At 49.9% G+C, this 22,220-nt stretch carries 22 protein-coding genes; 13 read left to right on the top strand and 9 right to left on the bottom strand.

Features of this window, described 5'->3' with window-relative positions; all coding sequences use genetic code 11:
- Positions 1–123: 123 nt before the first annotated feature.
- The gene (malQ, locus tag FMR86_RS00335; protein ID WP_163349084.1) at positions 124–1,635 is read right to left on the bottom strand and encodes a 4-alpha-glucanotransferase; all 1,512 of its coding nucleotides are present in this window, start codon (positions 1,633–1,635) and stop codon (positions 124–126) included.
- 103 nt (positions 1,636–1,738) lie between these two features.
- Positions 1,739–3,532 (bottom strand): alpha-amylase family glycosyl hydrolase, encoded by a 1,794-nt coding sequence (locus FMR86_RS00330; RefSeq protein WP_163349083.1) that lies wholly within the window; start codon positions 3,530–3,532, stop codon positions 1,739–1,741.
- 127 nt (positions 3,533–3,659) lie between these two features.
- On the opposite strand from FMR86_RS00330, the gene FMR86_RS00325 reads away from it, so the two are divergent.
- Both FMR86_RS00325 and FMR86_RS00320 read left to right on the top strand, forming a co-directional pair.
- A complete protein-coding gene (locus FMR86_RS00325) occupies positions 3,660–4,022 on the top strand; it encodes a hypothetical protein (protein WP_163349082.1) in 363 nt (120 codons plus the stop codon).
- Between the two features lie 299 nt (positions 4,023–4,321).
- A complete protein-coding gene (locus FMR86_RS00320) occupies positions 4,322–6,046 on the top strand; it encodes a lysophospholipid acyltransferase family protein (RefSeq protein ID WP_239057099.1) in 1,725 nt (574 codons plus the stop codon).
- A gap of 100 nt (positions 6,047–6,146) precedes the next feature.
- On the opposite strand, the gene FMR86_RS00315 is transcribed toward FMR86_RS00320, so the two are convergent.
- Entirely contained in the window at positions 6,147–7,163 is a 1,017-nt protein-coding gene (locus FMR86_RS00315; protein ID WP_163349080.1) for a low specificity L-threonine aldolase, read from the bottom strand.
- Positions 7,164–7,410: 247 nt separating this feature from the next.
- Here FMR86_RS00315 and FMR86_RS00310 point away from each other — a divergent pair, with 247 nt between their 5' ends.
- The 3 genes from FMR86_RS00310 to FMR86_RS00300 are packed head-to-tail and all read left to right on the top strand — an operon-like array spanning position 7,411 to position 9,688.
- On the top strand, positions 7,411–8,232 hold the full coding sequence (locus tag FMR86_RS00310) for a metal ABC transporter ATP-binding protein (protein ID WP_163349079.1): 822 nt from the start codon (positions 7,411–7,413) through the stop codon (positions 8,230–8,232).
- The gene (locus tag FMR86_RS00305; protein WP_163349078.1) at positions 8,225–9,034 is read left to right on the top strand and encodes a metal ABC transporter permease; all 810 of its coding nucleotides are present in this window, start codon (positions 8,225–8,227) and stop codon (positions 9,032–9,034) included. The genes FMR86_RS00310 and FMR86_RS00305 overlap by 8 nt, the downstream gene beginning before the upstream one ends.
- A gap of 60 nt (positions 9,035–9,094) precedes the next feature.
- Positions 9,095–9,688, top strand: coding sequence for a hypothetical protein (locus FMR86_RS00300; protein ID WP_163349077.1), 594 nt, complete (start codon positions 9,095–9,097; stop codon positions 9,686–9,688).
- A 181-nt stretch (positions 9,689–9,869) separates the two neighbouring features.
- On the opposite strand, the gene asnB is transcribed toward FMR86_RS00300, so the two are convergent.
- The 3 genes from asnB to FMR86_RS00285 all read right to left on the bottom strand — a co-directional run bounded on the left by asnB (position 9,870) and on the right by FMR86_RS00285 (position 14,867).
- Complete coding sequence (gene asnB, locus FMR86_RS00295; protein ID WP_163349076.1) at positions 9,870–11,741, bottom strand: asparagine synthase (glutamine-hydrolyzing); 1,872 nt, start codon at positions 11,739–11,741, stop codon at positions 9,870–9,872.
- A 150-nt stretch (positions 11,742–11,891) separates the two neighbouring features.
- A complete protein-coding gene (locus tag FMR86_RS00290) occupies positions 11,892–14,300 on the bottom strand; it encodes a Cache 3/Cache 2 fusion domain-containing protein (protein WP_163349075.1) in 2,409 nt (802 codons plus the stop codon).
- 138 nt (positions 14,301–14,438) lie between these two features.
- A complete protein-coding gene (locus FMR86_RS00285; protein WP_163349074.1) occupies positions 14,439–14,867 on the bottom strand; it encodes a hypothetical protein in 429 nt (142 codons plus the stop codon).
- Between FMR86_RS00285 and FMR86_RS20655 the strand changes: the two genes are divergently transcribed.
- Positions 14,866–14,988 (top strand): hypothetical protein, encoded by a 123-nt coding sequence (locus tag FMR86_RS20655; protein ID WP_275406747.1) that lies wholly within the window; start codon positions 14,866–14,868, stop codon positions 14,986–14,988. The genes FMR86_RS00285 and FMR86_RS20655 overlap by 2 nt on opposite strands.
- 3 nt (positions 14,989–14,991) lie before the next feature.
- Here the strand turns inward: FMR86_RS20655 and FMR86_RS00280 are convergent, their stop codons facing one another.
- The 3 genes from FMR86_RS00280 to FMR86_RS00270 are packed head-to-tail and all read right to left on the bottom strand — an operon-like array spanning position 14,992 to position 16,678.
- Positions 14,992–15,615: a LysE family translocator gene (locus FMR86_RS00280; protein WP_163349073.1), complete on the bottom strand. Its 624-nt coding sequence runs from the start codon at positions 15,613–15,615 to the stop codon at positions 14,992–14,994.
- A gap of 9 nt (positions 15,616–15,624) precedes the next feature.
- A complete protein-coding gene (locus tag FMR86_RS00275) occupies positions 15,625–16,035 on the bottom strand; it encodes a response regulator (RefSeq protein WP_163349072.1) in 411 nt (136 codons plus the stop codon).
- A 25-nt stretch (positions 16,036–16,060) separates the two neighbouring features.
- Positions 16,061–16,678, bottom strand: coding sequence for a D-sedoheptulose 7-phosphate isomerase (locus FMR86_RS00270; RefSeq protein ID WP_163349071.1), 618 nt, complete (start codon positions 16,676–16,678; stop codon positions 16,061–16,063).
- Positions 16,679–16,838: 160 nt separating this feature from the next.
- On the opposite strand from FMR86_RS00270, the gene FMR86_RS00265 reads away from it, so the two are divergent.
- From FMR86_RS00265 to FMR86_RS00235, 7 genes are all read left to right on the top strand, one after another.
- Positions 16,839–17,948, top strand: a complete 1,110-nt coding sequence (locus tag FMR86_RS00265) for a glycoside hydrolase family 3 protein (protein ID WP_163349070.1) — start codon at positions 16,839–16,841, stop codon at positions 17,946–17,948.
- A 118-nt stretch (positions 17,949–18,066) separates the two neighbouring features.
- Positions 18,067–18,390: a hypothetical protein gene (locus FMR86_RS00260; protein ID WP_163349069.1), complete on the top strand. Its 324-nt coding sequence runs from the start codon at positions 18,067–18,069 to the stop codon at positions 18,388–18,390.
- Between the two features lie 273 nt (positions 18,391–18,663).
- Complete coding sequence (locus FMR86_RS00255; protein ID WP_163349068.1) at positions 18,664–19,626, top strand: aldo/keto reductase; 963 nt, start codon at positions 18,664–18,666, stop codon at positions 19,624–19,626.
- 118 nt (positions 19,627–19,744) lie between these two features.
- Positions 19,745–20,170: a MarR family winged helix-turn-helix transcriptional regulator gene (locus tag FMR86_RS00250; protein ID WP_163349067.1), complete on the top strand. Its 426-nt coding sequence runs from the start codon at positions 19,745–19,747 to the stop codon at positions 20,168–20,170.
- A 76-nt stretch (positions 20,171–20,246) separates the two neighbouring features.
- Positions 20,247–20,645 carry a rhodanese-like domain-containing protein gene (locus FMR86_RS00245; protein WP_163349066.1) on the top strand — a complete coding sequence of 133 codons (399 nt, stop codon included), beginning with the start codon at positions 20,247–20,249 and terminating at the stop codon, positions 20,643–20,645.
- Positions 20,646–20,661: 16 nt separating this feature from the next.
- A complete protein-coding gene (locus tag FMR86_RS00240) occupies positions 20,662–21,486 on the top strand; it encodes a rhodanese-like domain-containing protein (RefSeq protein WP_163349065.1) in 825 nt (274 codons plus the stop codon).
- 4 nt (positions 21,487–21,490) lie between these two features.
- Entirely contained in the window at positions 21,491–22,216 is a 726-nt protein-coding gene (locus FMR86_RS00235) for a sulfite exporter TauE/SafE family protein (RefSeq protein ID WP_163349064.1), read from the top strand.
- The last annotated feature ends 4 nt before the right edge of the window (positions 22,217–22,220 follow it).

The following is a 22,220-nucleotide window of genomic DNA, read 5'->3' as shown; positions in this document are numbered from 1 at the left end:
CCTTTGACTGTGAGGCTTATACGTCTCCCGGTCCCGGAAAAAATCGCATTCCTGTTACGGAGGAGAGACAATTTTATAACGCTATAAAAAGTCTAAAAATATCGGAGATTTTCCGTACTGAAATTAATCAATTTTACTGGTCCGCCCGAAAAGTTCTGTCATTTCACCTAATCGCTCACGGATGAGCGGGGTCAACTGGCCGGGGGTAAGCTTCCAGCCCCAGTTGCCGTCAGCTTCTCCGGGAATGTTCATGCGTGCGCTTCCGTCGAGGCTGAGCAGATCCTGCGCTTGAATGACGCACAGGCAACCTACGCTGGACATGAGCAGCCGGATCAACTCCCATGAAATCTTGGCATCGTCGATCCAGTTGTAACCTAGATAGGCAAGCAGATTCTTGCGGCTGATTTCGTCCGCGTCGTCAAGGAACCAGCCCCGGTTGGTGTTGTTGTCGTGGGTTCCGGTGTAGACTACGGAATTTCGTTTATGATTGTGCAGGGCATCGCCGCAATAGCCGATGTCATCGCCGAAGGAAAATTGCAGGATGTTCATACCCGGCAGCTGGAAACGGTCTTTGAGCCAGATGACGTCCGGGGTGATGTGACCAAGGTCTTCAGCAATTACCCGCAGGCATCCAATTTCGTCAGTGAGCTTTTCAAATAGCTGGTGGCCGGGCGCGGGTACCCAGTAGCCTTCGATGGCTGTTTCAGCATCGGCGGGAACTTCCCAGTAGGCCGAAAAACCTCGAAAATGGTCGAGTCGCACCCAGTGGTAAAGGCCGAGATTGTGCTTCATACGGCTGATCCACCAGCCGAAGCCGTCGCTTTGGAGCACTTCCCAATTGTAGACCGGGTTGCCCCAGAGCTGGCCGTCCTCACTGAAGTAGTCCGGCGGAACTCCGGCCACGCAATATGCTTCGCCTTGCTCGTCCAGCTTGAAAATTCTCCGGTTGGCCCAGACATCGGCACTATCGTGAGTCACGTAAATGGGCACATCTCCGATAAGTTCCACCCCGATTTCATCAAGATGATCCTTGAGCTGCCCCCACTGGCGGAAGAAGGTCCACTGGCAGAATTTTACGTAAAGGATTTCGCGGTAAAGCTTTTCACCCCAGTGGCGCAAGCCGTCTTCGGTACGGTTGCGGATATCATCCGGCCAGTTGAGCCAGCTTTCACCTTTGAAGTGTTTTTTCAGGGCGGTGAACAGGGCGAAATCATTTACCCAGTGCATGTTGTCCCAGATGAACTGGTTGAATACCACGTCATCAAGCAGGGTGTTGGCTACTTTTGAAAAGGCTTTACGCAGCAGCTCTTCCTTGACCTGTCCGGCCGTGTCGAAATCAGCTTTGTCTGATTCCGGTTGGGTGTGGCGGAGAATGTCCTCGTATTCGAGGAGTCCGTGTTCCACCATCAGCTCCGGGCTGATCAGCAGCGGATTGGCCGCAAAAGCTGAAAAGCCGGAATATGGGGAATTGCAGAGATCCGGGGCTGTGGGGGTGATAGGCAGCACCTGCCAGAACCGCTGCCCGGCTTCGGCCAGAAAGTCCGCGAAATCATAGGCAGCCGGGCCGAGGTCGCCGACGCCGAACCGGGAAGGCAGGGAAGTGAAATGCAATAATACGCCGCTGGAACGTTTCATGGGGAGATCTCCTGTTTACTCTGCAAAATATGCTGAAATCATTTACTGACTTTAACATTATCATAAAGCAGGGCAAGAGGGGAGATGTCCGGCAGCGATGTTTTTACCTGATTGAAATATCTTCGGCCCGGACCATCAGCTCGGAATACAGGAAAAGGGCAAAGGATTTTCCGGCAATGCTGATCGATCCGTCCTGCGGCAGGATTCCCGGCAGGGCGGCTGCGGTTCCGGCGTAAGGACTGCCCGCGCTGTATATTTCCGTGGTCCAGACTCCGTCCGGCAGGTGGCGGGCTACGCTGCATTCCGCTTCTTTGGTGCCGAAATTGAAGACAACGGCGGCGTATTTGCGGTCACCGGAAGTGGGGTTCCTGAAGATGAGGATAACACCCGGAGCTATTTCCTGTACCTGACATCTGCTGCGGCAGGGCTCGTGGATTGTGGGATGCTCTTTGCGTACCTTGAGCAGCTTGCGGTACAGGGCCAGCATGGCTTTCCCCTGTCCGTCTTCAATGTTCATCCAGTTCAGTCTGCATTCATCCATGGCGGATTTATTTTCATAGCCATCGAAAAAATTGAACGGTGCGGTCTCGCCATATTCCTCGCCCATGAAAATCATAGGCACGTATGGTGAGAGCAGGGTGGCTCCGGCACTGAGTTTTGCGGCTTCGAATCCGGCTTTTTCGATGATGCGGCACTTGGATTTTTGCCCGTCGTTTTCATCATGCCCCTGTGAATAAACCACGAATTTGCAGCCGCGCAGTTCAGCTTGACTGCGTCCCTGAAGCCTGAGGTAGTGGTCGGAGACTTCGCCGCGATATGCAAAGCCGTATTGCATGGCCGAAACCATGCGGTCCGGGTCGGAGTAGTCTTTGAAATGGCCTTCGCTGTTCCCGGTTATGCGGTTTTGCAAGGCACAATAGAAGTCATCGTTGTAGAGGGCATCGAGACCGTAGCCTCCTTGTTCCGGGGCCATTACCGGACGCAGGGCATTGCGTTTGTCGCCGGTGATAAGCACGCAGGTACGGTTGTTTGCCACGGCAAACGATTTGATGCGGGACGAGAGTTCTTCCAGAAAATGGACCGGAGTCTGATCAAAAATCATGTCGGCATCCTTGATGCGCAATCCGTCCACCCGGTAGTCATGCAGCCATGAAAGGGCGCACTGGATATAAAATTCGCGGACTCCGTAACTGTACTTTTCGTCAAAGTTCAGGGCGCGGCCTTTGGGGGCGTTGTATTTGTCGCTGAAAAAAGGAGCGTAGGCCGGAGCAAGACGGTCTACCGGGATCAGGTTGCCGAAGGAAACATCCAGAATTACCGCGATACCATTGCGATGGCACTCTCTGACCAGTTTTTTCAGTTCATCTGGTTTACCGTAGCTGCTGTGCACAGCGTAGGGGTAAACAGTATCGTAGCCCCAGCCGTGTGCAGTTGAAAACTGGGCCACGGGCATGAGTTGCAGGGTGTTTATTCCCAGTTCTTTCAGGTGGGCCAGCCGTGAGGTCAGTCCTGTGAAATTCTGTTCAGGGCTGAAGGTGGCGACATGTGCTTCATAAATAATCATTTCGCTCATGGGCAGGCCGGCAAAATTGTCCCGTTCCCAGTCAAAAAAATGATGGCTTATGATCGTTGACGCTTCACCCATCCCTGCGGGCTGCCATTGTGATGCCGGGTCCGGCATTTCCGGCCCTCCGTCGAGAGCAAAGGAATAAAGGTCTCCGGGATGGATTTTTTCAAGGGTGGTTTCATGAAAACCGTATTTGTACGGAGTCAGTTTTTCCACCCTATCCTGCTGACTTTGTATTTTTATTTTAACCTCTTGGGCGTGAGGGGCAAAGATTCTAAAAGAGCAATTACCATCTTCCTGAAGCCGTGCACCGAAATAATTTTTATGCATAGTAGCGCCCGTGTTAAAAATAAATTTGTTTTTGAGCTAGTAATAATGTATACTGATACCAACAGTCGGCTCGTCTTTTGCATGTGATTGAGTACTTGCATCTCGTAACAGCATCAGGAGGCAGACCATGAATAACCGTGAACACCGTGAACACCGTGAAGCGTCTGAGGAGCGGGTTAAGATCGCCCAGGTCATGGCCGGTGAAAGCGCAATTCTCCACGAACTGGATTTTCAGGATGTGGCAATTTCCACCAATGCCGTACGAACCCTGAAAAAAGCTGCCGTTGCAGTGATGCAAAGATTCATGCCCGGCAGCCGCCCCGAAAAGTTGACCAATTCACAAGCTATAGCCTTCTTTATAGATCGTGTGTTTTGGGATCAGGATACCAAGGGGTTGATTCTTTGTGCCGACGTGGCGGAACGCAGTTTCTGTATCCCAATCCCAAGGGATCATTGGCATATGAAAGCCGATCTTGGAACTATTCAATAGTTCCTTTCTGAACGTTTGACAAGTATTAAATAAAAGCAGGCAGAATTTGTCTGCTTTTTTATTTTTAAACAAGTATAGGATTGTCTATTCGGGTTTAAGGCTGGAAAGTTTAAAAATGTAAAACACATGTCACTGCAGGGTAACACATGCGGGCGGCTGCTTCGGTATTGTTGATAATTAAAAAAATCAATAGCAGGGAGCTGCCGATGGTTCGCGAAACATGTTCTGAACTGTTCAGTTTAAAATCTCCATTTGAGGATCCTTTCAGGGAAACTTTGTTCTCTCTGGTGGAAAAACCCTTGTCACATCTTTTATGCCTGCCGCGGTTGAATACATTGTACAGCCGGGTGCATGATGAAGAACATTGGGTTGAAAAGGATCATGAGGATTTTGTGAGCAAAGTGCTCAACTTACTGGGTGTGAGTGTTGAGCTGGATAGCCGGGAGTTGAAACGTATACCCAAAAGCGGTCCTTCTGTGGTGGTGGCCAACCATCCTTTCGGTGTTGTGGAAGGGTTGATTCTGATGCAGCTGCTGAAAGCGGTGCGACCTGATGTCAAAATCATGGCAAATTTCATGCTCGGCCTGATCCCGGAAATGAAGGAACACCTTATCGCAGTGGACCCCTTCGGACGCAAGGATTCCCATCTCGGAAATATTTCCGGCCTTAAAGAGGCAGTGAAGTGGGTCAAGGGAGGCGGCATGCTGGCGGTTTTTCCCGCCGGGGAAGTTGCCAGCCTGAATATCAAGGGTGCTAAAGTTGAAGATCCGGTCTGGAGTCCTACTGTGGGCGGGATTATCAAGCGCACCGGTGCCAGTGCCACCCCGGTGTTTTTCCATGGTCGGAACAGCTTGCTGTTTCAGGCTGCGGGCATGGTTCATCCCAGCCTGCGCACAGTGCTGCTGCCTCGCGAGAACCTGAAGAAGAAATCAGGTCCGGTGGAATTCGCAGTAGGTAACACTGTCAGCGGAGAACGCATGGACGCTTTTGACAATAAACGCGAGCTGATGGAGTATTTGCGTTTTCGTACCTACAGCCTGCGGTCCCGTTTCAAGAAGAAAAAAATTGCCCTGCCCGCGTTCAAGAAAAAAGAAAAGCCCATCAGTGACCAGACCGCACAGCGCAGGATTATTACCGAATTGACCATGCTCGGACCGGAGTCCGTATTGGTGGAGAATAACGAATTTGCCGTGCATGAAGTGCATGCCGCGAGCTGTCCGTTCGTGCTCCATGAAATCGGACGGCTGCGTGAAAAAACTTTTCGGCAGGTGGGCGAAGGCACCGGGCAGGCCGTGGATGTGGACCGTTTTGACAATACCTTCATCCATCTGGTGCTCTGGCACAAAGAAACTAAAGAGATTGCCGGGGCCTACCGTATTGCCCGTGCGGACGAGCAGATTGAGCGGTTCGGGTTGAACGGGGTCTACAGTCATTCTTTCTTCCGCTTTAAGCCGGAGTTTTTTGAAAAGGTTAGCCCAGCCCTTGAGTTGGGCAGGTCTTTTATCCGTCCCGGCTTTCAGAAGAACTTCTATTCTCTGATGATGCTCTGGAAAGGGATCGCTGCTTATCTGGCGCGCAACCCGCAGTACCGTTACCTGTTCGGCTGTGTGAGCATTTCCAATGACTACAAGAAAATATCCCGCGAATTCATTGCTGATTCACTCATGAAGTATAATGGCCGCGCTGATCTTGCGGAGCTTATTTCCCCGGCCCGGCCCTTGAAATTCAAGAAGCTGAAACGCTGGGAAAAGTACATGCCCGGCATCGCATCCTGCGATCCTAGTGATCTTGAAAAAGTAGTGCAGGATATTGAAGGCGGCCCCGGAATTCCAGTGCTGCTGCGTCATTACCTGAAGATAGGCGGCAGGCTGGCCGGGTTCAATGTTGATCCTGATTTCGGCAATGCCCTTGATGGTCTGATCGTAGTCGATCTGCTGGAGACTTCCGAGCGCAGTTTGTTCAAGTTCATGGGTAAGGAACAGGGACGTAAGTATTTAGATTTTCACAGGGCGAAGCATAACTAAAACGTCTTTGAAAGAGAGGGGATGGGGTCTGGGGAAGGGGAGAGAAAATCTTCGGGCGTTAGCAAAGTTTTCTCTCCCCTTCCCCAGCCGCCGGAGGCATTTATACTAATTCTTCCAACGCACTACAAAAATTATCAATATCTTCTTCAGTAGTAGACCATGAGGTCATCCAGCGCACTTCTCCGGTCTGTTCATCCCAGACGTAGAAGGGGAATCTTTCCTGTAGTTTTTCCACGGCATGTTCGGGGATGATGGCGAAAACGCCGTTGGCTTCCACCGGGCGGGTGATTTTTACGCCTTTGATGGCTGCGGCTTTGTCGGCCAGCTTGCGGGCCAGTGCGTTGGAGTGCTCGGCATTGCGTTTCCATAGCTCGTCAGTGAGCAGGGCTTTGAACTGCGCGCCCACGTATCGCATCTTGGAGATAAGCTGCATGTTCTGCTTGCGCAGGTATTCGAAATTTTCGCCCGCTTCAGGGTTGATGAAAACCGCTGCTTCCGCGCACATGCAGCCGTTTTTGGTACCGCCGAAAGAGAGTACGTCTACTCCGCAATCCACGGTCATTTCTTTGAAAGTAATCCCCAAAGCAGCTGCAGCGTTGGCAATTCTGGCTCCATCCATGTGTACGTAAAGTCCTTTGCTGTGCGCGAAATCGCAGATGGCTTTGATTTCGCCTACGGAGTAAAGGGTGCCCAGTTCGGTGTTCTGGGTGATGGAGATAACTGCGGGCTGAGCACGGTGTACGTCCGGCTCGGCAGGAACCAGCGGTTTGATGGTCTCCACGGTGATCTTGCCGTTTACGGTTTCTGCCAGCATGAGCTTGATGCCCATACTTTCCGGTGAACCGCACTCATCCACATTGATGTGCGCGTCGTGAGAACAGATAACGCTGTTCCAGCTTTTGCAGAGATGGCGCAGGATCAGGGTGTTGGTGGCGGTCCCGGTGGTCAGGAAGAAAATTTTGGCCTGCTGCCCGAAAATATCTTTGAAAAGTTTTTCCGCTTCTGCGGAAACAGGATCTGCGCCGTAAGAAGACATGTGGTCTTCGTTGGCTTCTACAATGGCTTGCATGATTTCGGGATGCACCCCGGAATAGTTGTCGCTGGCAAATGATCGCATGGGAAATATCCTTGTAATATTATTGACGGCATTTTCATATTACGAATGCTGTCTTCTTAGTGGGTGGTTTGGCGAAAAGTGCTTTTCAACTGGCATTCCGCAGGTGGGAATTAATGTCAGGACGTGATATGTCAAGGTTTACATGGCGTTAAATATCTTGTCGCAAAAAGATAGTGCAATTCATTCTCAATTGGGATATCAGCTTGGGTGCCGAATAAGATTAAACTCGGTAAAGGTTGCAAGTTATATGAATCAGGAAAAAGTCATAAGTTTTGCCGGGGTAAGCTTCGGTTACGGAAAGCATACAGTGCTCGATGACGTAAGCTTTGATATTCTCTCCGGAGATTATCTGGCCGTGATCGGGCCTAACGGCGGGGGCAAAACCACTCTGCTCAAGTTGCTGCTGGGGCTTATTGAACCGCAGCAGGGCAATATTGAAATACTTGGGCTGGAGCCGGGCAGACATGGTGGAAGCATCGGCTATATGCCTCAATATACGACGGTTTCCACTAGTTTTCCCATTACAGTGCGCGATGCCGTTCTTATGGGCAAGGTTGCTTCAGGATTGAAAGGTGTTTTCGGACTCAATTTCGGTAACGGCTCCGGTGGTGATGTGGAGAAGGCACTTGATCGGGTAGGCATGCTTGAACATATCGACCGCCGTATTTCCGATCTTTCCGGCGGGCAGAAACAGCGGGTGTTCATTGCCCGGGCAATTGTGGATGAACCGCAACTGTTGCTTTTGGATGAACCTGCGGCCAGCGTGGATCAGGCCGGGAAGAGCGGGCTGTACTGCCTGCTTAAGGAGCTTAATGAAGAGATGACCATCATCATGGTCAGCCATGATATTTCCGTGCTTGGGCAGGGTGTGAAGTCAGTCGCCTGCGTAAATCGCAAGGTACACCTCCACGACCAGCCCAAGCTTACCCATGAATTGCTCAGCGAAGCGTACGGTGAAACAATCAAGGGAACCTGCCCCATTGAGCTGGTTACCCACGGCGAGGTGCCGCACCGGGTGCTGGAATTCCATCCTGAATCCGATGACAACGAAGGAGACTGGAATGCTTGAGATGCTGAGCTATGAATTCATGCAGAATGCCCTTATGGCCGGGGTGCTCGCTTCCATCATTTGCGGGGTTATCGGTGCGCTGGTGGTGGTCAACCGGGTGGTGCTGCTGGCCGGTGGGGTTGCTCACGCTTCGTACGGCGGGGTGGGGCTGGCCTTTTTTCTGGGCTTGCCCATGCTGCCGGTCACAGCCGGATTCGCAGTCTGCGCAGCCCTGCTCATGGCGTTGGTAACCATGAAGGTAAAAGAACGGGCTGATGCTTTTATCGGGGTCATGTGGGCTGCGGGCATGGCACTTGGAATTATCCTGCTGGACATAACTCCCGGCTATAATGTGGATCTGATGAGCTATCTTTTCGGGGGCATTCTTGCCACTCCCAAGTCCGACCTGCTGCTTATGGGAGGCATGGCAACACTCGTGCTGCTGGTGGTTTTCGCCTGCTACAAGGGATTCTGGGCCATGTCTTTTGACGAGGAATTTGCCCGTGCGCGGGGCGTTCCGGTGACCATGCTGTATTTCATCATGCTGGCTTTGATCGCGCTAAGTGTGGTCATGGTTATCCGGGTGGTGGGGCTGATTCTGGTCATTGCTCTTTTAACCATTCCGCCCCAGATAGCCGAGGGCCGGACATCATCACTATTTTCCATGATGGTCCTGTCTTCAATCCTGAGCATGGTCTTCTGCGTAAGCGGACTTTTGCTTTCCTATCAGCTGAATCTTTCATCCGGGGCCACCATCATTGGAGTGAGCGTGGCGGGGTTTGTTTTATCGGCGGTTGTGGGGAAGGTGAGGAGTTATATTTAGCGACCCGTTTATAATTTTCTTTAAAAATAAGACGGTTTGGTATACCTAAGATCAGCTTAATTGATTTGGATTATTTTAAATTTTAAACGCTGGTCGTGGTCTGCAATGCAATGGGATTATATTAAAGAGGATTTGAAGATCGAGGTTGATGCTGTCAATTATGATCTTGAGCACCTCAAAACATCTGTTGATACTGTTACTATCCCGGCTAAAGGACGCTACCCGGAAGTTAAGCTGACCTTGGTTTTGAAATACAGCTCGCATTGTGTGACCGAAGGTAAACAATGGCTTTTGCGCAAGGGAGTTACAGCGTGTTCTTCAATTATTGATGAAGGTGGGCAGGAAAGGTGTTTTTCAAAGGAAAGGTATAAATTATCGTTGTCGCTTCCGGTAATTATGAAGGATATTGTTGAAAAACAGTGCTACTTTGGAAAACATAGGAATTTTATTGTTGTAGAACAGCTGGATAACTTTGGGCAGATCCAAAAATATCACGTGTTTTTCAATATCAGGAAGAAAGGAAAGGGTAGAATCGAAATCTATGTGGAGAGTGCTTACGTGCCCGTCCACAGCATGAAGTTGCATAAGAAAGTAAAAGGTTTTGTTTTGCTGGGGAAAACTTATCGTGGTGAAAAAATTAAAGCCCCTAAATAGGGGCTTTAAAAAATCGCGGGTACTCTTGATTATCCAGCACGGCTCGGACCATTTGCATGGCGGCAAGTAGAAACCGCTCATTACTGAACAGCCCCGTTCAATCTACCTGTATACAATATAACCACGTATGTTGATTTTGACAACATTAATCTACATGGATTCGTGTGTCGTTGCCTTCAGCCTAAACCCGCCCGGCCCCATGCTCCACAGCCCAGAGAGCGAGGTTCAGGATATTCCAGACAAAATTCTTGTGCTTTTTACGGCCTGACACATGTTCATTAATGCGTCTGTTCAGCATGTTCATATCAAAGAACTGCTGCAGGAACGGGGTTGCCTGACTGACGGCATCAAGGGTGAAGTCTGCGGAATCGCCGCTGGTCCACTTGGCAACGGGCATGGAAAAGCCCTGCTTGCGGCGGTAGAGGATGTCCTTCGGCAGATAGCGTTCGGCCAGTTTCTTGAGCAGGTATTTTGATTCGCCGCCCTTGAGTTTCAGTTCCGGGGGCAGGGTTGCCATGTAGTCGAAAAGTTCATGATCCAGCAGCGGAGAGCGCACTTCAAGACTGTGGGCCATGGAGGCGATATCCACCTTGACCAGCAGGGCATCGGCCAAAAAGTGGACTGTGTCCATCCAGAGCAGCCGTTCAGCCGGGGTGCGGGCATGGGCGCAGGCCTGCCGGGAAAGTTCGTACATCCATTTTAAATTAAAATCTCCCAGTTGCTCGCGGATATCGGTGCGGTAAACATCATTTTTGTAGCGGGATACTTTGTACTCGTTGCGCAGGATGCGTTTGAATTCCGGGTGGAATTTGCAGATCATTTTGCGGCGCAATTTACCCAGTGCGGTTTTGCTGTTGAAGGCGGCGGCGATATTTTGCTCCGGCAATATTTTTTTGCCGATCAGCGGAGCAAGGGTGGAGGCTAGTTTTACGTGGGTGTATGCTGAATATCCGCAGGCCAGTTCATCGCCGCCGTCACCGCTTAAGGCCACGGTTACGTGTTTGCGGGTGGCCTCGCTGAGCAGCATGGTCGCCAGTGCCGCGTCATCGGAAAAAGGCTCGCCGTATTGGCGGACTACCGCCGGGAGCATGTTTTCAAACTGGGACGGGTCCAGATATTCCACATGGTGGTTCACGCCTAGATGTCTGGCCACCTTGGCTGCATGGCCGGATTCATCATATTTTTTCTCGTGGAATCCGATGGTGAAGGTATCAATGGATTTACTGCCGCACTCGGCCATGAGGGCCACGATGAGGCTGGAATCAACCCCGCCGGACAGCAGTGCACCCAGCGGGACGTCACTTTCCAGCCTGATCCGGGTCGCCTCCATAAGTTGTGTATGCAGGGAGTCCAAAGCTTCGTCTTCGGAACAGTCAATTTTCTGCGTGAAATCAAGGGACCAGTAACGTTGCATGCGTAAGCCGGACGCGTTTACTATGCCGTAGTGCGCAGCCGGAAGTTTGCGGATGGCGGAATAAATGGAAAAAGGTGCCGGGACGCATCCGGTGCTCATGAACAGGTCAACGGCCTGTACGTCTATGTCTTTGGAAATATCCGGGTGGGCGGCGAGTGCTCGTATTTCGGACGCGAAAATGAAGCCGTTACCGCTTTGCGCGTAGTAGAAAGGTTTTTTACCCAGTCGGTCCCTTGCGATGAGCAGTTGCTGCTTTTCCTCATCCCAGATGGCGAATGCGAACATGCCGCGCAGCATGGAGATGCATTTTTCGCCGTACTCGGCGTAAAGCTTGAGCAGTACTTCCGTATCTCCGGATGAAGTGAAGCTGTGTCCTTTGCTGGCCAGCTTTTCGCGCAGGGATTTGAAGTTGTATATCTCCCCGTTGAAAACAATGGTGTTGCCGCTGTCCGGGGCGATCATGGGCTGGTGGCCATGTTCGGAAAGGTCGAGGATGGAGAGCCGGGTGTGCCCCAGTTCGATGCTGTCTTGCGTGTGAATATGTTGAAAGTCCGGTCCCCGGTGGGTGAGGAGGTCGAGTATCGGTTTGATGCTTTTGGGCTGTCTTCCGGGCTGGAAATATCCTGCAATGCCGCACATGTTTTTTATACCGCCGGGTCGAAGGGTTGATGTTTCAGTCTGAAAGCTGGTTACACATAGTTTTTTGCCCGGTCAAGGAAGGGGCATGAGCGCAGAAAAAAGGCGGTCCCCGCATGGGAGACCGCCGTTATTTGTACTTGTCCGCAGCTTTTATGACTGCATGTTGCGGATCAGTTCCTTGATGTTTGCGGCAAGTTTGGCAACTTCGGAAATAGCCATGGCCGACTGGACAGTGGTTTCAGCGGCTTCGGCTGAGATCACGTTGATTTCATCCGTTGCGCGGCTGATCTGTTCACTGGATGCGGACTGTTCTTCCGCTGCTGCTGCGATACCTTCAATCTGGTCTGCGGAAGCTTCCACCATGCGTACGATTTCATCAAGGGCATCACCAGATCTGGATGCCAGATCAGTTGATTGTACAACGGATTCCACTGCGCTTTCAGTTACCCGGATGTTGGTTCTGGTGCTTTCCTGAATGGAAGTGATGGCTTCGCCCACTTCCTTGGTGGCATCCATGGTTTTTTCCGCCAGTTTGCGAACTTCATCGGCAACAACTGCGAATCCGCGTCCTGCTTCCCCGGCACGGGCCGCTTCAATGGCCGCATTCAGGGCCAGCAGGTTGGTCTGGTCCGCAATGTCGGTAATCACGTTCATGACTTTGCCGATGGAATCAGTACGCAGACCCAGTTCTTCCATGCTCTTTTTCAGCTCTTCGGAATTCTGTTCAAGAACCTTGATGGCACTGACAACCTGTCCTACAAGATCCTGCCCTTCAACAGCCTTATCTCTTGTGGAACGGGCATTTTCAGAAGCTTCGCCTGCATTGCGGGCCACTTCCATTACAGTGGAGTTCATCTGCTCCATGGCGGTGGCGGTTTCACTGGCCCGCTGCTGCTGCACTTCCGCACCCCGGCGCGATTCTTCCACCTGTGCGGAGAGTTCGTCCGCAGCAGATGAGAGCTGGTCGGAGATTTCGTCCGCATCCCTTGCTGTTTCTGCAATGGTGTCGCGCTGGGCGGTGATTGCCTGCTCGTTCTCTTTGATGGCAGTGATGTCGTTCATGACCATAAAGGCACCGAGCAGCTTTTTATCGAGGTCATGCAGCGGAGCCACGTCGATCATGGCGTAGAATTCTTTACCGCCGGCGGCAGTGCCGTTGATTTCAATTTCAGAGAAGCTGTTTTCTTCTTTAATGCAGCGGTTGATAATTTCCTGAGCAGTGCTGACATTGATCAGTTCACGGATATGCTTACCCATGTAAGAGTCAGGCTGACCGCTCAGTCCGAACTGGTCGAGCAACTGCTGATTGATAAAGGAGACCTTTTCGTCAAGGTCCACAACCACGCAGGGCAGGGTCAGTCCGCTCAGCAGGCCGCTGGAAAATCCCAGTTTGTTTTTAAGTTCAAAGACCATATGTTTTACGGAATCAATGGTTTTTCCGATTACGTCATCTGCCGGGTATTCCAGTTCTGAATCATAGTCCCCTTCCGAAACTTTTGCTGTGAAGTCGGAAAGGTTTTGAAGCGGTTTTGTTGTTGTCTTGATCATCAGCAGAAAGACTATAGCTGCTATGGAGAGCGCAACAACAGCAATGATAACGTTGGTGATGAAAATATCCCTGTCCACACCATGGGACATATCCGCTTTGTCCATCATAAAGGCGAAAGACCATTTCCACGGCTTAAAATAAGTGGTGTAGGCGACTTTTTCCACACCATTCAATTTGTATTCAATCTCACCGTTCTCTACTTTTTCGAATTCCTTCCAGAAAGGGGCGTCTTTCAGGTTTTTCCCGGTCATGGTCGGATGGAGCATGACATCGCCGGTTTTACTGAAAATGGTGGCATAACCTTTTTCACCCACATTTGAGGCCAGCACGGATTTTTTGAAAGCTTCAGTAATGATTTTACGGCCGACATAAATGACACTGACGATATTTCCGCGCAGGTCGGTGAGGGGTTTGTAGGCGGTGATATACCACGCGTTGACCACATAGGCCATGCCGTAGAATGTTTTACCGGACATGACAGCTTTGTATACCGGGCTGGAATCAGGGATGTAGGTTCCTGTGGCGCGGTTGCCGTCCAGCTTCTTTACGTTAGTGGATACCCGCAGCAGCTTGCCGGGCAGTACTTCGAAAATAGTGGCGGTTCCGCCGATTTCTTTTTTGAGGTCATCAACGATATCGAACTTGCCGTTGACTGCAATTCCGCCGAATTCAAGGCTGGGGATAGTTACAGATTCGCTTTGTTTGGTAATCTGGTTGGTAATGGTGGTTTCAATGGGGTGGCGTTTGTTGAGTTTCGGGAAACCGAGTGAAAATATTTTTTTATCCAAAATATCAATGTCGCCTTTTACCTTGTCCAGCAGAATTCCATTTTGCAGTTCCATGAGCGAGTGAACGCTGTCGGCAATGGATTTCATGGAAGTCTGCCCCAGTTCATGCAGCGACCCCTGTACTTTGTACAGGTTGATCCCGGTCATGAACACAATGGTGGACAAAACGATTAGGATTGCTCCAAGCATAAGTTTAGTTTGAAATGCCAGCTTCTGTAACATGGTCTCTCCTGATCCGAAGTTAAATGCTTCAGCCTGATCAAATTTTCGTCTTCCCTCTACGCTTGTGTGATCCGGCTTTTAAAATATAATTAAGAACTGCAGGCAGTTCTTCTGGGCATTAAGTTATTCGGCATGAATTCAGTGTGTACTTCCCCTTGAAAATTTTGCTAGAAGCCGGACCACCGCATCTTCCTTTTCATGTTCGATGCGGGACACCCTCGGTGCGGCTTTGGCATAGTACACAACAACACTATCCCCTTGTGAAATCCTCCTCCAGAATGAATTTTGTACAGTAGCAGTCCTTTCCCGGGGCAAACCGGAAGGGTCTATAAAGCGATACCGTATGGTTTGACTGTCGTTTGTTTCTTCTTTGAAATTATGTTCGCCTATTCGGCTGTTTTTTTCAATCACTATACCTATGACTTTATTTTCACCGAAGGCTCTTATCCTTTCCAGCCTTATTTCCCTGTAGGGAATAAAAAAAAGTCCGGCGATAGCCAACAGAGCCGCACTGAAGGCGATTTTGGTTTTTATGCCGGAAGCAGGTGTAGTTTTAGAATATAACATGTCTAAGTCTAGCATTTGCGGACGGGAGGGGCAAGTTGCCGGTCTCGGTTACAGCAAAACAAAAGCCCGGAATCTGAAAGATTCCGGGCTGGATTTACGCGTGGCGCGGGAATTTGAATAGCTGTTAATTTTTGGCCAGAGCCATTTTCAGGCCGAGACCTATAAAGACAACACCGGAAAGTGCTTCCAGTCTTTTTTTGAATTTACCGCCGGAGACCAGATGGCGGACTCTGCCCAGTGCGAGGGTCACAAAGCTGAACCAGATGATGCCCATGCTGAAATGAATGGTCATGAGCAGCAGGGACTGGCGCAGGATGGATTCCCCCGGGGTGATGAACTGCGGGAGCAGGGCAAGGTAGAAAACCGCTACCTTGGGGTTGAGCACATTGGTCAGGAATCCTTCGCGGATGGAGGCGGATATGCCTTTGCTGCACGGCTCGGAGGAAAACTCGGTTTCTTCCTGTTTGCGGCTGCTGCGCAGGGATTGGATGCCCAGATATATGATGTAAAGGGCTCCGGCCATTTTGACCATTTCAAAGGCGGCAGCCGAGTTCATCAGGATCATGGACAACCCCAGTGCGGATGCTAAAGCATGTATCAATAATCCCGCATTAATGCCCGCTACAGTGCACAGCCCGTCCGTAGTGGAGCGGGTCAGGGTGTTGTTGACCACCAGCATGGTATCCGAACCGGGAGTGATGGTCAGAATTGCCGCAACGGGTATAAAAGCCAAAGTCAGTGCATCCATGTCAAATCCCTAAATCATTCCGAATTTACTCAGTTCCGCCTGAATCTTCTGGGCGGTTATGGGCTTGGTTATGTATGAAAGAGCCTCGCACTGGAAAAAAGCGCGCGATGCTTTGGTACTGTCATCCAGCGCGGTGGTCATGATAGCCTTGGCTTTCATGTCTTCCGGGACTTGTTTTGCCTGTTCAATGGCCCTGATTTTTTCGAGGGCCTGAAGTCCGTCCATGCCGGGCAGGATTATGTCCATGAATATGAGATTGTACGGAGTCCCTTCAAGCCATTTGTGCTCGAATTTCTCCAATGCTTCCTCGCCGCAGACAGCGCAATCTATGCTGGCATCAAGTTTTTTGGTGATCTGCCTCAGGATTTCCCTCAGGTACATCCTGCTGGTGTTGCTGTCTTCGACTATGAGAATCTGCATGCTGGCGCCTTTGCTGGAGTTTCGCCTATTCCTCGTTCAAATAGGGTTCAAGTTCGTTGACTGCTTCAAAGAGGAAGTGGTCGATAAGGTGGCAGAAGAGGTGCCCCGCGGCAATATGCACTTCCTGAATAATGGCTGTGTCCTTACTGGGTACGCTGATGATGTGATCACAGATGGGCAGCATTTCGCCGGCACTTATTCCGGTCATCCCAAGGGTGACCATGCCCTTGCGTTTGGCTTCCTTAAGGGCGCTGATCACGTTGGGGCTGGTGCCGGAAGTACTGATTCCTACAAGTACATCACCGGGCTGACCCAGTGCCTGAACCTGCTTTTCAAATACCATTTCATATGAATAGTCATTACCGATTGCGGTGAGGATGGATGAATCCGTGGTCAGGGCTATGCCGGGCAGGGGCGGGCGTTCAAGTTTGAATCTGTTGACCAGTTCCGCTGCCAGATGCTGGCAGTCAGCCGCGCTGCCGCCGTTTCCGCAGAAAAGGATTTTGGAACCAAGGGCAAGGCGCACGGCCAATGCTCTTGAAACATCTACCACCAGCTGGGAATACTGTTCGAAAAAAGACTCGCGGACTTCCAGTCCGTCACGGGCATGATCAAGTACTTTTTGCAGTGCTGTCTGGGACATTTATTTTCCTTCTTTTTGCAATTCATTATAAGCAAGTGGAGAAACCCGTTTATAGGAAATCATTACGGGTGGCAACATGCTTGCCTTCTTGCTAAATTGCAGGATGACCACTATAACATGTTTTTTTTATTCTGCATTCAAAAAGATCGGAGTTTCTTCTTTGAGAAAATTAATATTTTTATTCATATTTTCAGTCATGATTTTGTCCGGTTGCGCGTCGAAAGAAATTACTTCAGGACCTTCTGAACTGGACGTGATGATCGGTCAGATGGTCATGGTCGGATTCAGGGGACTGGAGCTTAACAATAATAACCCGGTTGTTGCCGATATCCGTGAATCGCGTATCGGCGGGGTGATCTTGTTCAGTAAGGATTGTGCTCTGAACAGCACGGTGCGCAACATCGCCGGGCCTGGTCAGCTTGTAAAGCTGACTTCCGATCTTCAGAGCCATGCGGAAATCCCGCTTTTTGTTGCTGTGGATCAGGAAGGGGGCATCATTAAAAGGCTTACCGGGGAGATGGGATTTCCGGAAACACCTTCCGCAGCCGAACTGGGCAACAGCGGTGATCCGCAAGCGGCATACCGGGCCGGGCGGACCATCGGTCGAACCTTGAAATCCATGGGAATCAATATGGATTTCGCTCCGGCGGTAGACGTGAACCGCAATGCTGCCAATCCGGTCATTGCGGCGTTGCAGCGCAGTTTTTCGGATGATCCCCGTATTGTGGCTCTTTTCGCGGAGTCATTCATTGACGGTCTTCATGCCGAAGGGATTTTTTCCTGCCTTAAACATTTTCCCGGTCACGGAAGCTCCCAAGGTGATTCCCATCTCGGATTCACCGATGTTACCGACTCATGGCATGCAGACGAGCTGTATCCCTTCCGCAAAATCATCAGCGACAATAAAGCGGATATGGTCATGACCGCCCATATCTTCAATGAACGTCTGGACCGTAATTATCCGGCCACCCTTTCCCGGAAGACCATTAACGGATTGCTGCGCCGTAAAATAGGCTTTGACGGAATAATCGTCACCGACGACATGCAGATGCAGGGGGTCAGCGGGGAGTACGGATTCAAGGAAGGAATCTACCGGGCCGTGAAAGCCGGAGCCGATATTCTGCTTTTCGGCAACAACCTTACTTTTGAACCCGGTTTGGGTACCAAGGCGGCTTCCACCGTGAAGCAGCTTGTACGCGAGGGAAAAATCACCGAACGCCGTATCAGGCAGTCTTATGAGCGGATTATGCGAATGAAGGGGGAGAAATAATTTGTTTTTTAGGTTCCCTTTACCCGTGTCCGCTTAGCTGTTAACTGAAAAGCAAGGTTATATGACAAGTCTCTTTTGTAAACCGCGAATAAAATTTTAAAGAGGATTGCACAATCTCATGAAAATATTTTCGTCAAAACGGATTTTTTCGTCGGCCCTGATTCTTGCCGTTTTTCTTCTCTCTTCTCCTGTAATTTCAGAAGCGAGTGTTTTGGGTACAGGGATAAGAGAATGCAATGATGCTTGCAAAAAAAAGGAAGAAAGCGGTTATTGTATGTATTTGTGCAGTAAAGCGGCAGACACATATATCCGGTGTAGAAATCAAGGACTTAAAGGTACGGATCCTACTCCGGGTATCTACGCTGCGGCCAAGAAGAAATGTATTGATGAATTTGAGAAAGAAGTGAAAGAAATTATCAAGAAAGAGAAATTTTTGAAGTAGAAGTCAGCCTTATCTCGGTAAAGAAATGATCAAACAATTGAAACGGCGTGCCTGCATTTCAGGTGCGCCGTTTTTATTTGCCGACATTTGGTTCTAATTATGTCTGCATAGAATTAATGTGCTTGAATTTTATGCTCTTTATTTTCTTTTGGCTAAACTTGAGTGTTCGTGTATTGTGTCAATAACTCTTGGTGGTGCGAGTAGTTGACTGGTTGTGATGATACTTTTTTTAAGTATGTGGGAGTGTTCTAATTTATTGGAACAGGAGATTGTATGAAAAAGTTCACCTTGAATTCCGGTGCCGAGATACCGGCAGTGGGTCTGGGAACATGGAAAGCAGCACCCGGAGTTGTCGGCAAGTCTGTTAAAACCGCTCTTTCTCTGGGCTACAAGCACGTTGATTGCGCTGCCATTTACGGCAATGAAAAAGAAATCGGGGAAGCTTTTGCCCAGTGCTTCAGTGACGGCACTGCCAAGCGTGAGGATGTCTGGGTTACTTCCAAGCTCTGGAACTGCTGGCAGGCTCCTGAAGATGTGGAAACCGCGTTGCGCCAGACTTTGAGCGACCTGCAGCTGGATTATCTTGATCTCTATCTCGTGCACTGGCCGGTCCGCTTTATTCCCGGAGTGGGCATGCCTGCAAATGCAGGGGAATTGCTTCCCTACACCGATGAGGACATGAAGAAGACATGGCAGGCTCTTGAAAAAATGGTTGAGAAGGGGCTGGTCAAGAACATCGGGGTCTGCAACTTCAGCGTGAAGAAGCTTAAAAACCTGCTGGACGGCGCAACCATCAAGCCGACCATGAATCAGGTGGAGCTGCATCCCTTCATGCCTCAGGATGACCTTTTTGAATTTTGCAGCGCGAACGGAATACGCATGACAGCCTACGCCAGCCTCGGTTCTTCCGACCGTCCTCCGGAACTGAAGGAGAAAGACGAGCCTTCAGTGCTGGGTAATGAACTTCTGGGCGAGATCGCAAAGGAGAAAGGGTTCAGTACTGCGCAGGTGGCCCTCACATGGGCACTTGAACGTGGAATTGTCATTATCCCCAAGTCCACAAATAAAGGACGTCTTGCCGAAAACCTTGCTGTTAATTCTTTGAATCTGGATGAGGATGCAATGAAGCGTATTGCATCGCTTAAGAATAATTTCAGGCTGCTGACAGGAGTCTGGTGGACCGACAAAATGATGGAAGGTTCTCCGTATACGGTACAGGGAATCTGGGATAAATAACTTTTATATAGTGAATTGAAAATGCCTTTGGATACGATCCAAAGGCATTTTTTTTGGGCAAAAAGGTTGACATAGTCAACTAAGTTTATATATTCCTCCCTAGCGAGGAGCAAAACCGATGAATGACAAGTATAAAGCTTTGGACAGCGTTCTTGAGATTGCATGGCATTTCAGTTCTTGCGGTGTTGATGGTGATTGCTGTGAGGATTTGTCTTTTGCAGAGTTCAGAGCCTTGCAGGCCGCGGTGGTAAACAGGGATTGCTCGGTGCAGAAGATCGGTGAGTTTCTGGGCTTCACCAAGAGCGGTGCTACCCGGATTGTAAACAGGCTTGCAAAGCGCGGTCTTGTAAATAAAGAGCGCAGTGCGGCGGACGGCAGGGTTTGTTGTGTTGTCCCAACTGAAAAGGGGAGTTCCGTATACAATGATGCCAGTGTTTTTTCTGATTCTGAGCTGCAGAAGGCTCTTGCCCGCCTCGGGGAATCAGAAAAATATACCGTAATTAAAGGGCTTGGTATTCTGGTTCAGGCCATTAAACAAAAATAGGCACAGGTCTTTTTTTTATAAATTTAGTTGACGATGTCAACTAAATTGAATGCTTTCAAAAAATAAGGAGAAACAAATGGATAGCATCTTAGCTGAAATGGATTTCGAAACATTGGCTCATGGCGAGTTTACTGCATCTCCGGCTGCTTTGCAGACAATGATCGATAAAGAAAAGGTTTTGATCCTTGATGTGCGCACTGACGTGGAAGCCATGCATTGTGAATATCCTTTTGCAATCAGGATTCCCCTGCAGCATCTGCCGGACAGGGTAGGCGAGTTGCCGGAAGACAAAATGATCATAACCTTGGCGGCCTCTCCGTTTCAGGCGGCTGTCGGATTTCTTTTCCTGCGTCAGAGCGGATTTGAAGAGGTTAAAACTCTGGTTGCCGGAACAGAGCAACTTGCCTCTATTCTGAAGCCTGCGCCTTTGCTCATGAATCAGTTTCCGAAACTGGATGTAATGAGCAAGAGATAAATATGGAGGAAGGAGCATGAATTCACTGGATACGCCGTTACTCCGTTTTACTTCGGAGCAGGTTTACAAGCAGTCGAACTGCATCACACCGGAACATGCTGCCATGGGATTGTGGAAGAATTACGTGATATTGCTGGATGTAAGGACCGCTGAAGAAGTACGTGCGATGCACATGCCCTTCGCCGTTCATGTCCCCTTAAGCGAATTACCGCAAAGAGCGGTTGAGGTAGAAAATTCTTTTGTCGTGCCTTTCTCCGGTTCCGTATTTCGTACCGGGCTGGCCTGGTTGTGGCTGAAGGCTGTGGGCTATTCAAAGGTTCTGGCCCTTCCTTATTCAATCGAAAACATACTTGGCCATTTGAAACCCTGCGGCATCAACCAGTTGGGCAACGGCCATGGGAAATACCCCGCACTTGAGCATGGTGTCGGATTAATAAATAGAAATTTAATGGAGGATATTCATATGAGTGATCTTGGCAGTGTATTGAAAGAGATGAATTTCAGTTATCTGGGCAACGGAAAACATTGTGTAACCGGAAGTGAGTTCCATAAACTGCTTAAAGTGGACGATGTGCTTTTTCTTGATGTGCGCACAGATGAAGAACAGCTGTATTCCAAGTATCCGTGGGCGGAGCATATCCCTTTGCATGATCTTCCGTCCCGGGTCGGAGAGTTGCCTGAAGATAAGCTTATTGTACCTTTCTGTTCATCTGTTTTCAGGGCCTCCATTGCCTGGGGCTGGCTTAGGGCCAAAGGATTCAGCAGGGTGCGGACGCTTATTCTCAGCACTGAGGAGATTTCAACCCTGATTAAACCTACTCCCCTTATTATGAACAGGTAAACGCATGCTTCTGTCTGCGGTTCTTTCTTCTTTGGGGTTGAGCTTTGTTTTTGCCCTTGGCGGAGTGGGCGCTGCTGCGGCTTTGGTGCAGGTTTTCCATAGCATTGGAATGATGCTCAGTGCGGCACGTCCTTTGGGGCTGCTTATAAACACTTTGAGTCTTTCCGGGGCCACTTATATCAACATCCGCAAAGGAGAAATCAGGTTGTTTGACTGGTGGTCGCTGATAGGGGCTTCGATCATCAGTGCTCCTGTGGGGGCATACGTTTCGGTCATGATTCCGGAAAAGATACTTTTATTAGTCTTCGGGCTGTTTCTCGCCATTTCCGGGTTGGTGATGCTTTCCGGAAAAAAGACAGAGGGCGGAAGGGAAACGGTATCTTTCCGGGGGCAATTAGTTCTGGGCGCATTGTCCGGTTTTATTTCCGGCCTGCTCGGAGTAGGGAGCGGGGGAGTTATCGTTCCGGTCTTGGGATTATTGAAATTCCAGCCCAAAAGGATTGCCGTGATCACAGCCTTGACCGTTCCCGTGTCGTCCTTTTCCGGATTTCTGGCCTATTTGCAGATGAGTGGGATAGATTGGAGAATGGCCGTCGGGTGCGGGGTGGCAGCCTTGGTTGGTGGGCTTATGGGAACCCGGTTTATGCATCAGCGGCTGTCGCAGACTGCTGTGCGTAAATTCCTTGCCCTGATTTTGATTGCTATGGCCGTTAAAATTATATTCATATAACAAA

The organism is Desulfovibrio sp. JC010, assembly GCF_010470675.1.
GTDB lineage: Bacteria > Desulfobacterota > Desulfovibrionia > Desulfovibrionales > Desulfovibrionaceae > Maridesulfovibrio.
Note: the sequence above shows the minus strand (reverse complement) of the source record. Positions and strands in the feature narration are given on the sequence as shown.

What these genes read in the sequence shown, in the direction of transcription:
- malQ (WP_163349084.1), bottom strand. Translation starts at nt 1,635, where the DNA reads ATGAAACGTTCCAGCGGCGTATTATTGCATTTCACTTCCCTGCCTTCC.
- FMR86_RS00330 (WP_163349083.1), bottom strand. Translation starts at nt 3,532, where the DNA reads ATGCATAAAAATTATTTCGGTGCACGGCTTCAGGAAGATGGTAATTGC.
- FMR86_RS00325 (WP_163349082.1), top strand. Translation starts at nt 3,660, where the DNA reads ATGAATAACCGTGAACACCGTGAACACCGTGAAGCGTCTGAGGAGCGG.
- FMR86_RS00315 (WP_163349080.1), bottom strand. Translation starts at nt 7,163, where the DNA reads ATGCGATCATTTGCCAGCGACAACTATTCCGGGGTGCATCCCGAAATC.
- FMR86_RS00310 (WP_163349079.1), top strand. Translation starts at nt 7,411, where the DNA reads ATGAATCAGGAAAAAGTCATAAGTTTTGCCGGGGTAAGCTTCGGTTAC.
- FMR86_RS00305 (WP_163349078.1), top strand. Translation starts at nt 8,225, where the DNA reads ATGCTTGAGATGCTGAGCTATGAATTCATGCAGAATGCCCTTATGGCC.
- asnB (WP_163349076.1), bottom strand. Translation starts at nt 11,741, where the DNA reads ATGTGCGGCATTGCAGGATATTTCCAGCCCGGAAGACAGCCCAAAAGC.
- FMR86_RS00290 (WP_163349075.1), bottom strand. Translation starts at nt 14,300, where the DNA reads ATGTTACAGAAGCTGGCATTTCAAACTAAACTTATGCTTGGAGCAATC.
- FMR86_RS20655 (WP_275406747.1), top strand. Translation starts at nt 14,866, where the DNA reads ATGTCTAAGTCTAGCATTTGCGGACGGGAGGGGCAAGTTGCCGGTCTC.
- FMR86_RS00285 (WP_163349074.1), bottom strand. Translation starts at nt 14,867, where the DNA reads ATGTTATATTCTAAAACTACACCTGCTTCCGGCATAAAAACCAAAATC.
- FMR86_RS00280 (WP_163349073.1), bottom strand. Translation starts at nt 15,615, where the DNA reads ATGGATGCACTGACTTTGGCTTTTATACCCGTTGCGGCAATTCTGACC.
- FMR86_RS00275 (WP_163349072.1), bottom strand. Translation starts at nt 16,035, where the DNA reads ATGCAGATTCTCATAGTCGAAGACAGCAACACCAGCAGGATGTACCTG.
- FMR86_RS00270 (WP_163349071.1), bottom strand. Translation starts at nt 16,678, where the DNA reads ATGTCCCAGACAGCACTGCAAAAAGTACTTGATCATGCCCGTGACGGA.
- FMR86_RS00260 (WP_163349069.1), top strand. Translation starts at nt 18,067, where the DNA reads ATGAAAATATTTTCGTCAAAACGGATTTTTTCGTCGGCCCTGATTCTT.
- FMR86_RS00255 (WP_163349068.1), top strand. Translation starts at nt 18,664, where the DNA reads ATGAAAAAGTTCACCTTGAATTCCGGTGCCGAGATACCGGCAGTGGGT.
- FMR86_RS00250 (WP_163349067.1), top strand. Translation starts at nt 19,745, where the DNA reads ATGAATGACAAGTATAAAGCTTTGGACAGCGTTCTTGAGATTGCATGG.
- FMR86_RS00245 (WP_163349066.1), top strand. Translation starts at nt 20,247, where the DNA reads ATGGATAGCATCTTAGCTGAAATGGATTTCGAAACATTGGCTCATGGC.
- FMR86_RS00240 (WP_163349065.1), top strand. Translation starts at nt 20,662, where the DNA reads ATGAATTCACTGGATACGCCGTTACTCCGTTTTACTTCGGAGCAGGTT.
- FMR86_RS00235 (WP_163349064.1), top strand. Translation starts at nt 21,491, where the DNA reads ATGCTTCTGTCTGCGGTTCTTTCTTCTTTGGGGTTGAGCTTTGTTTTT.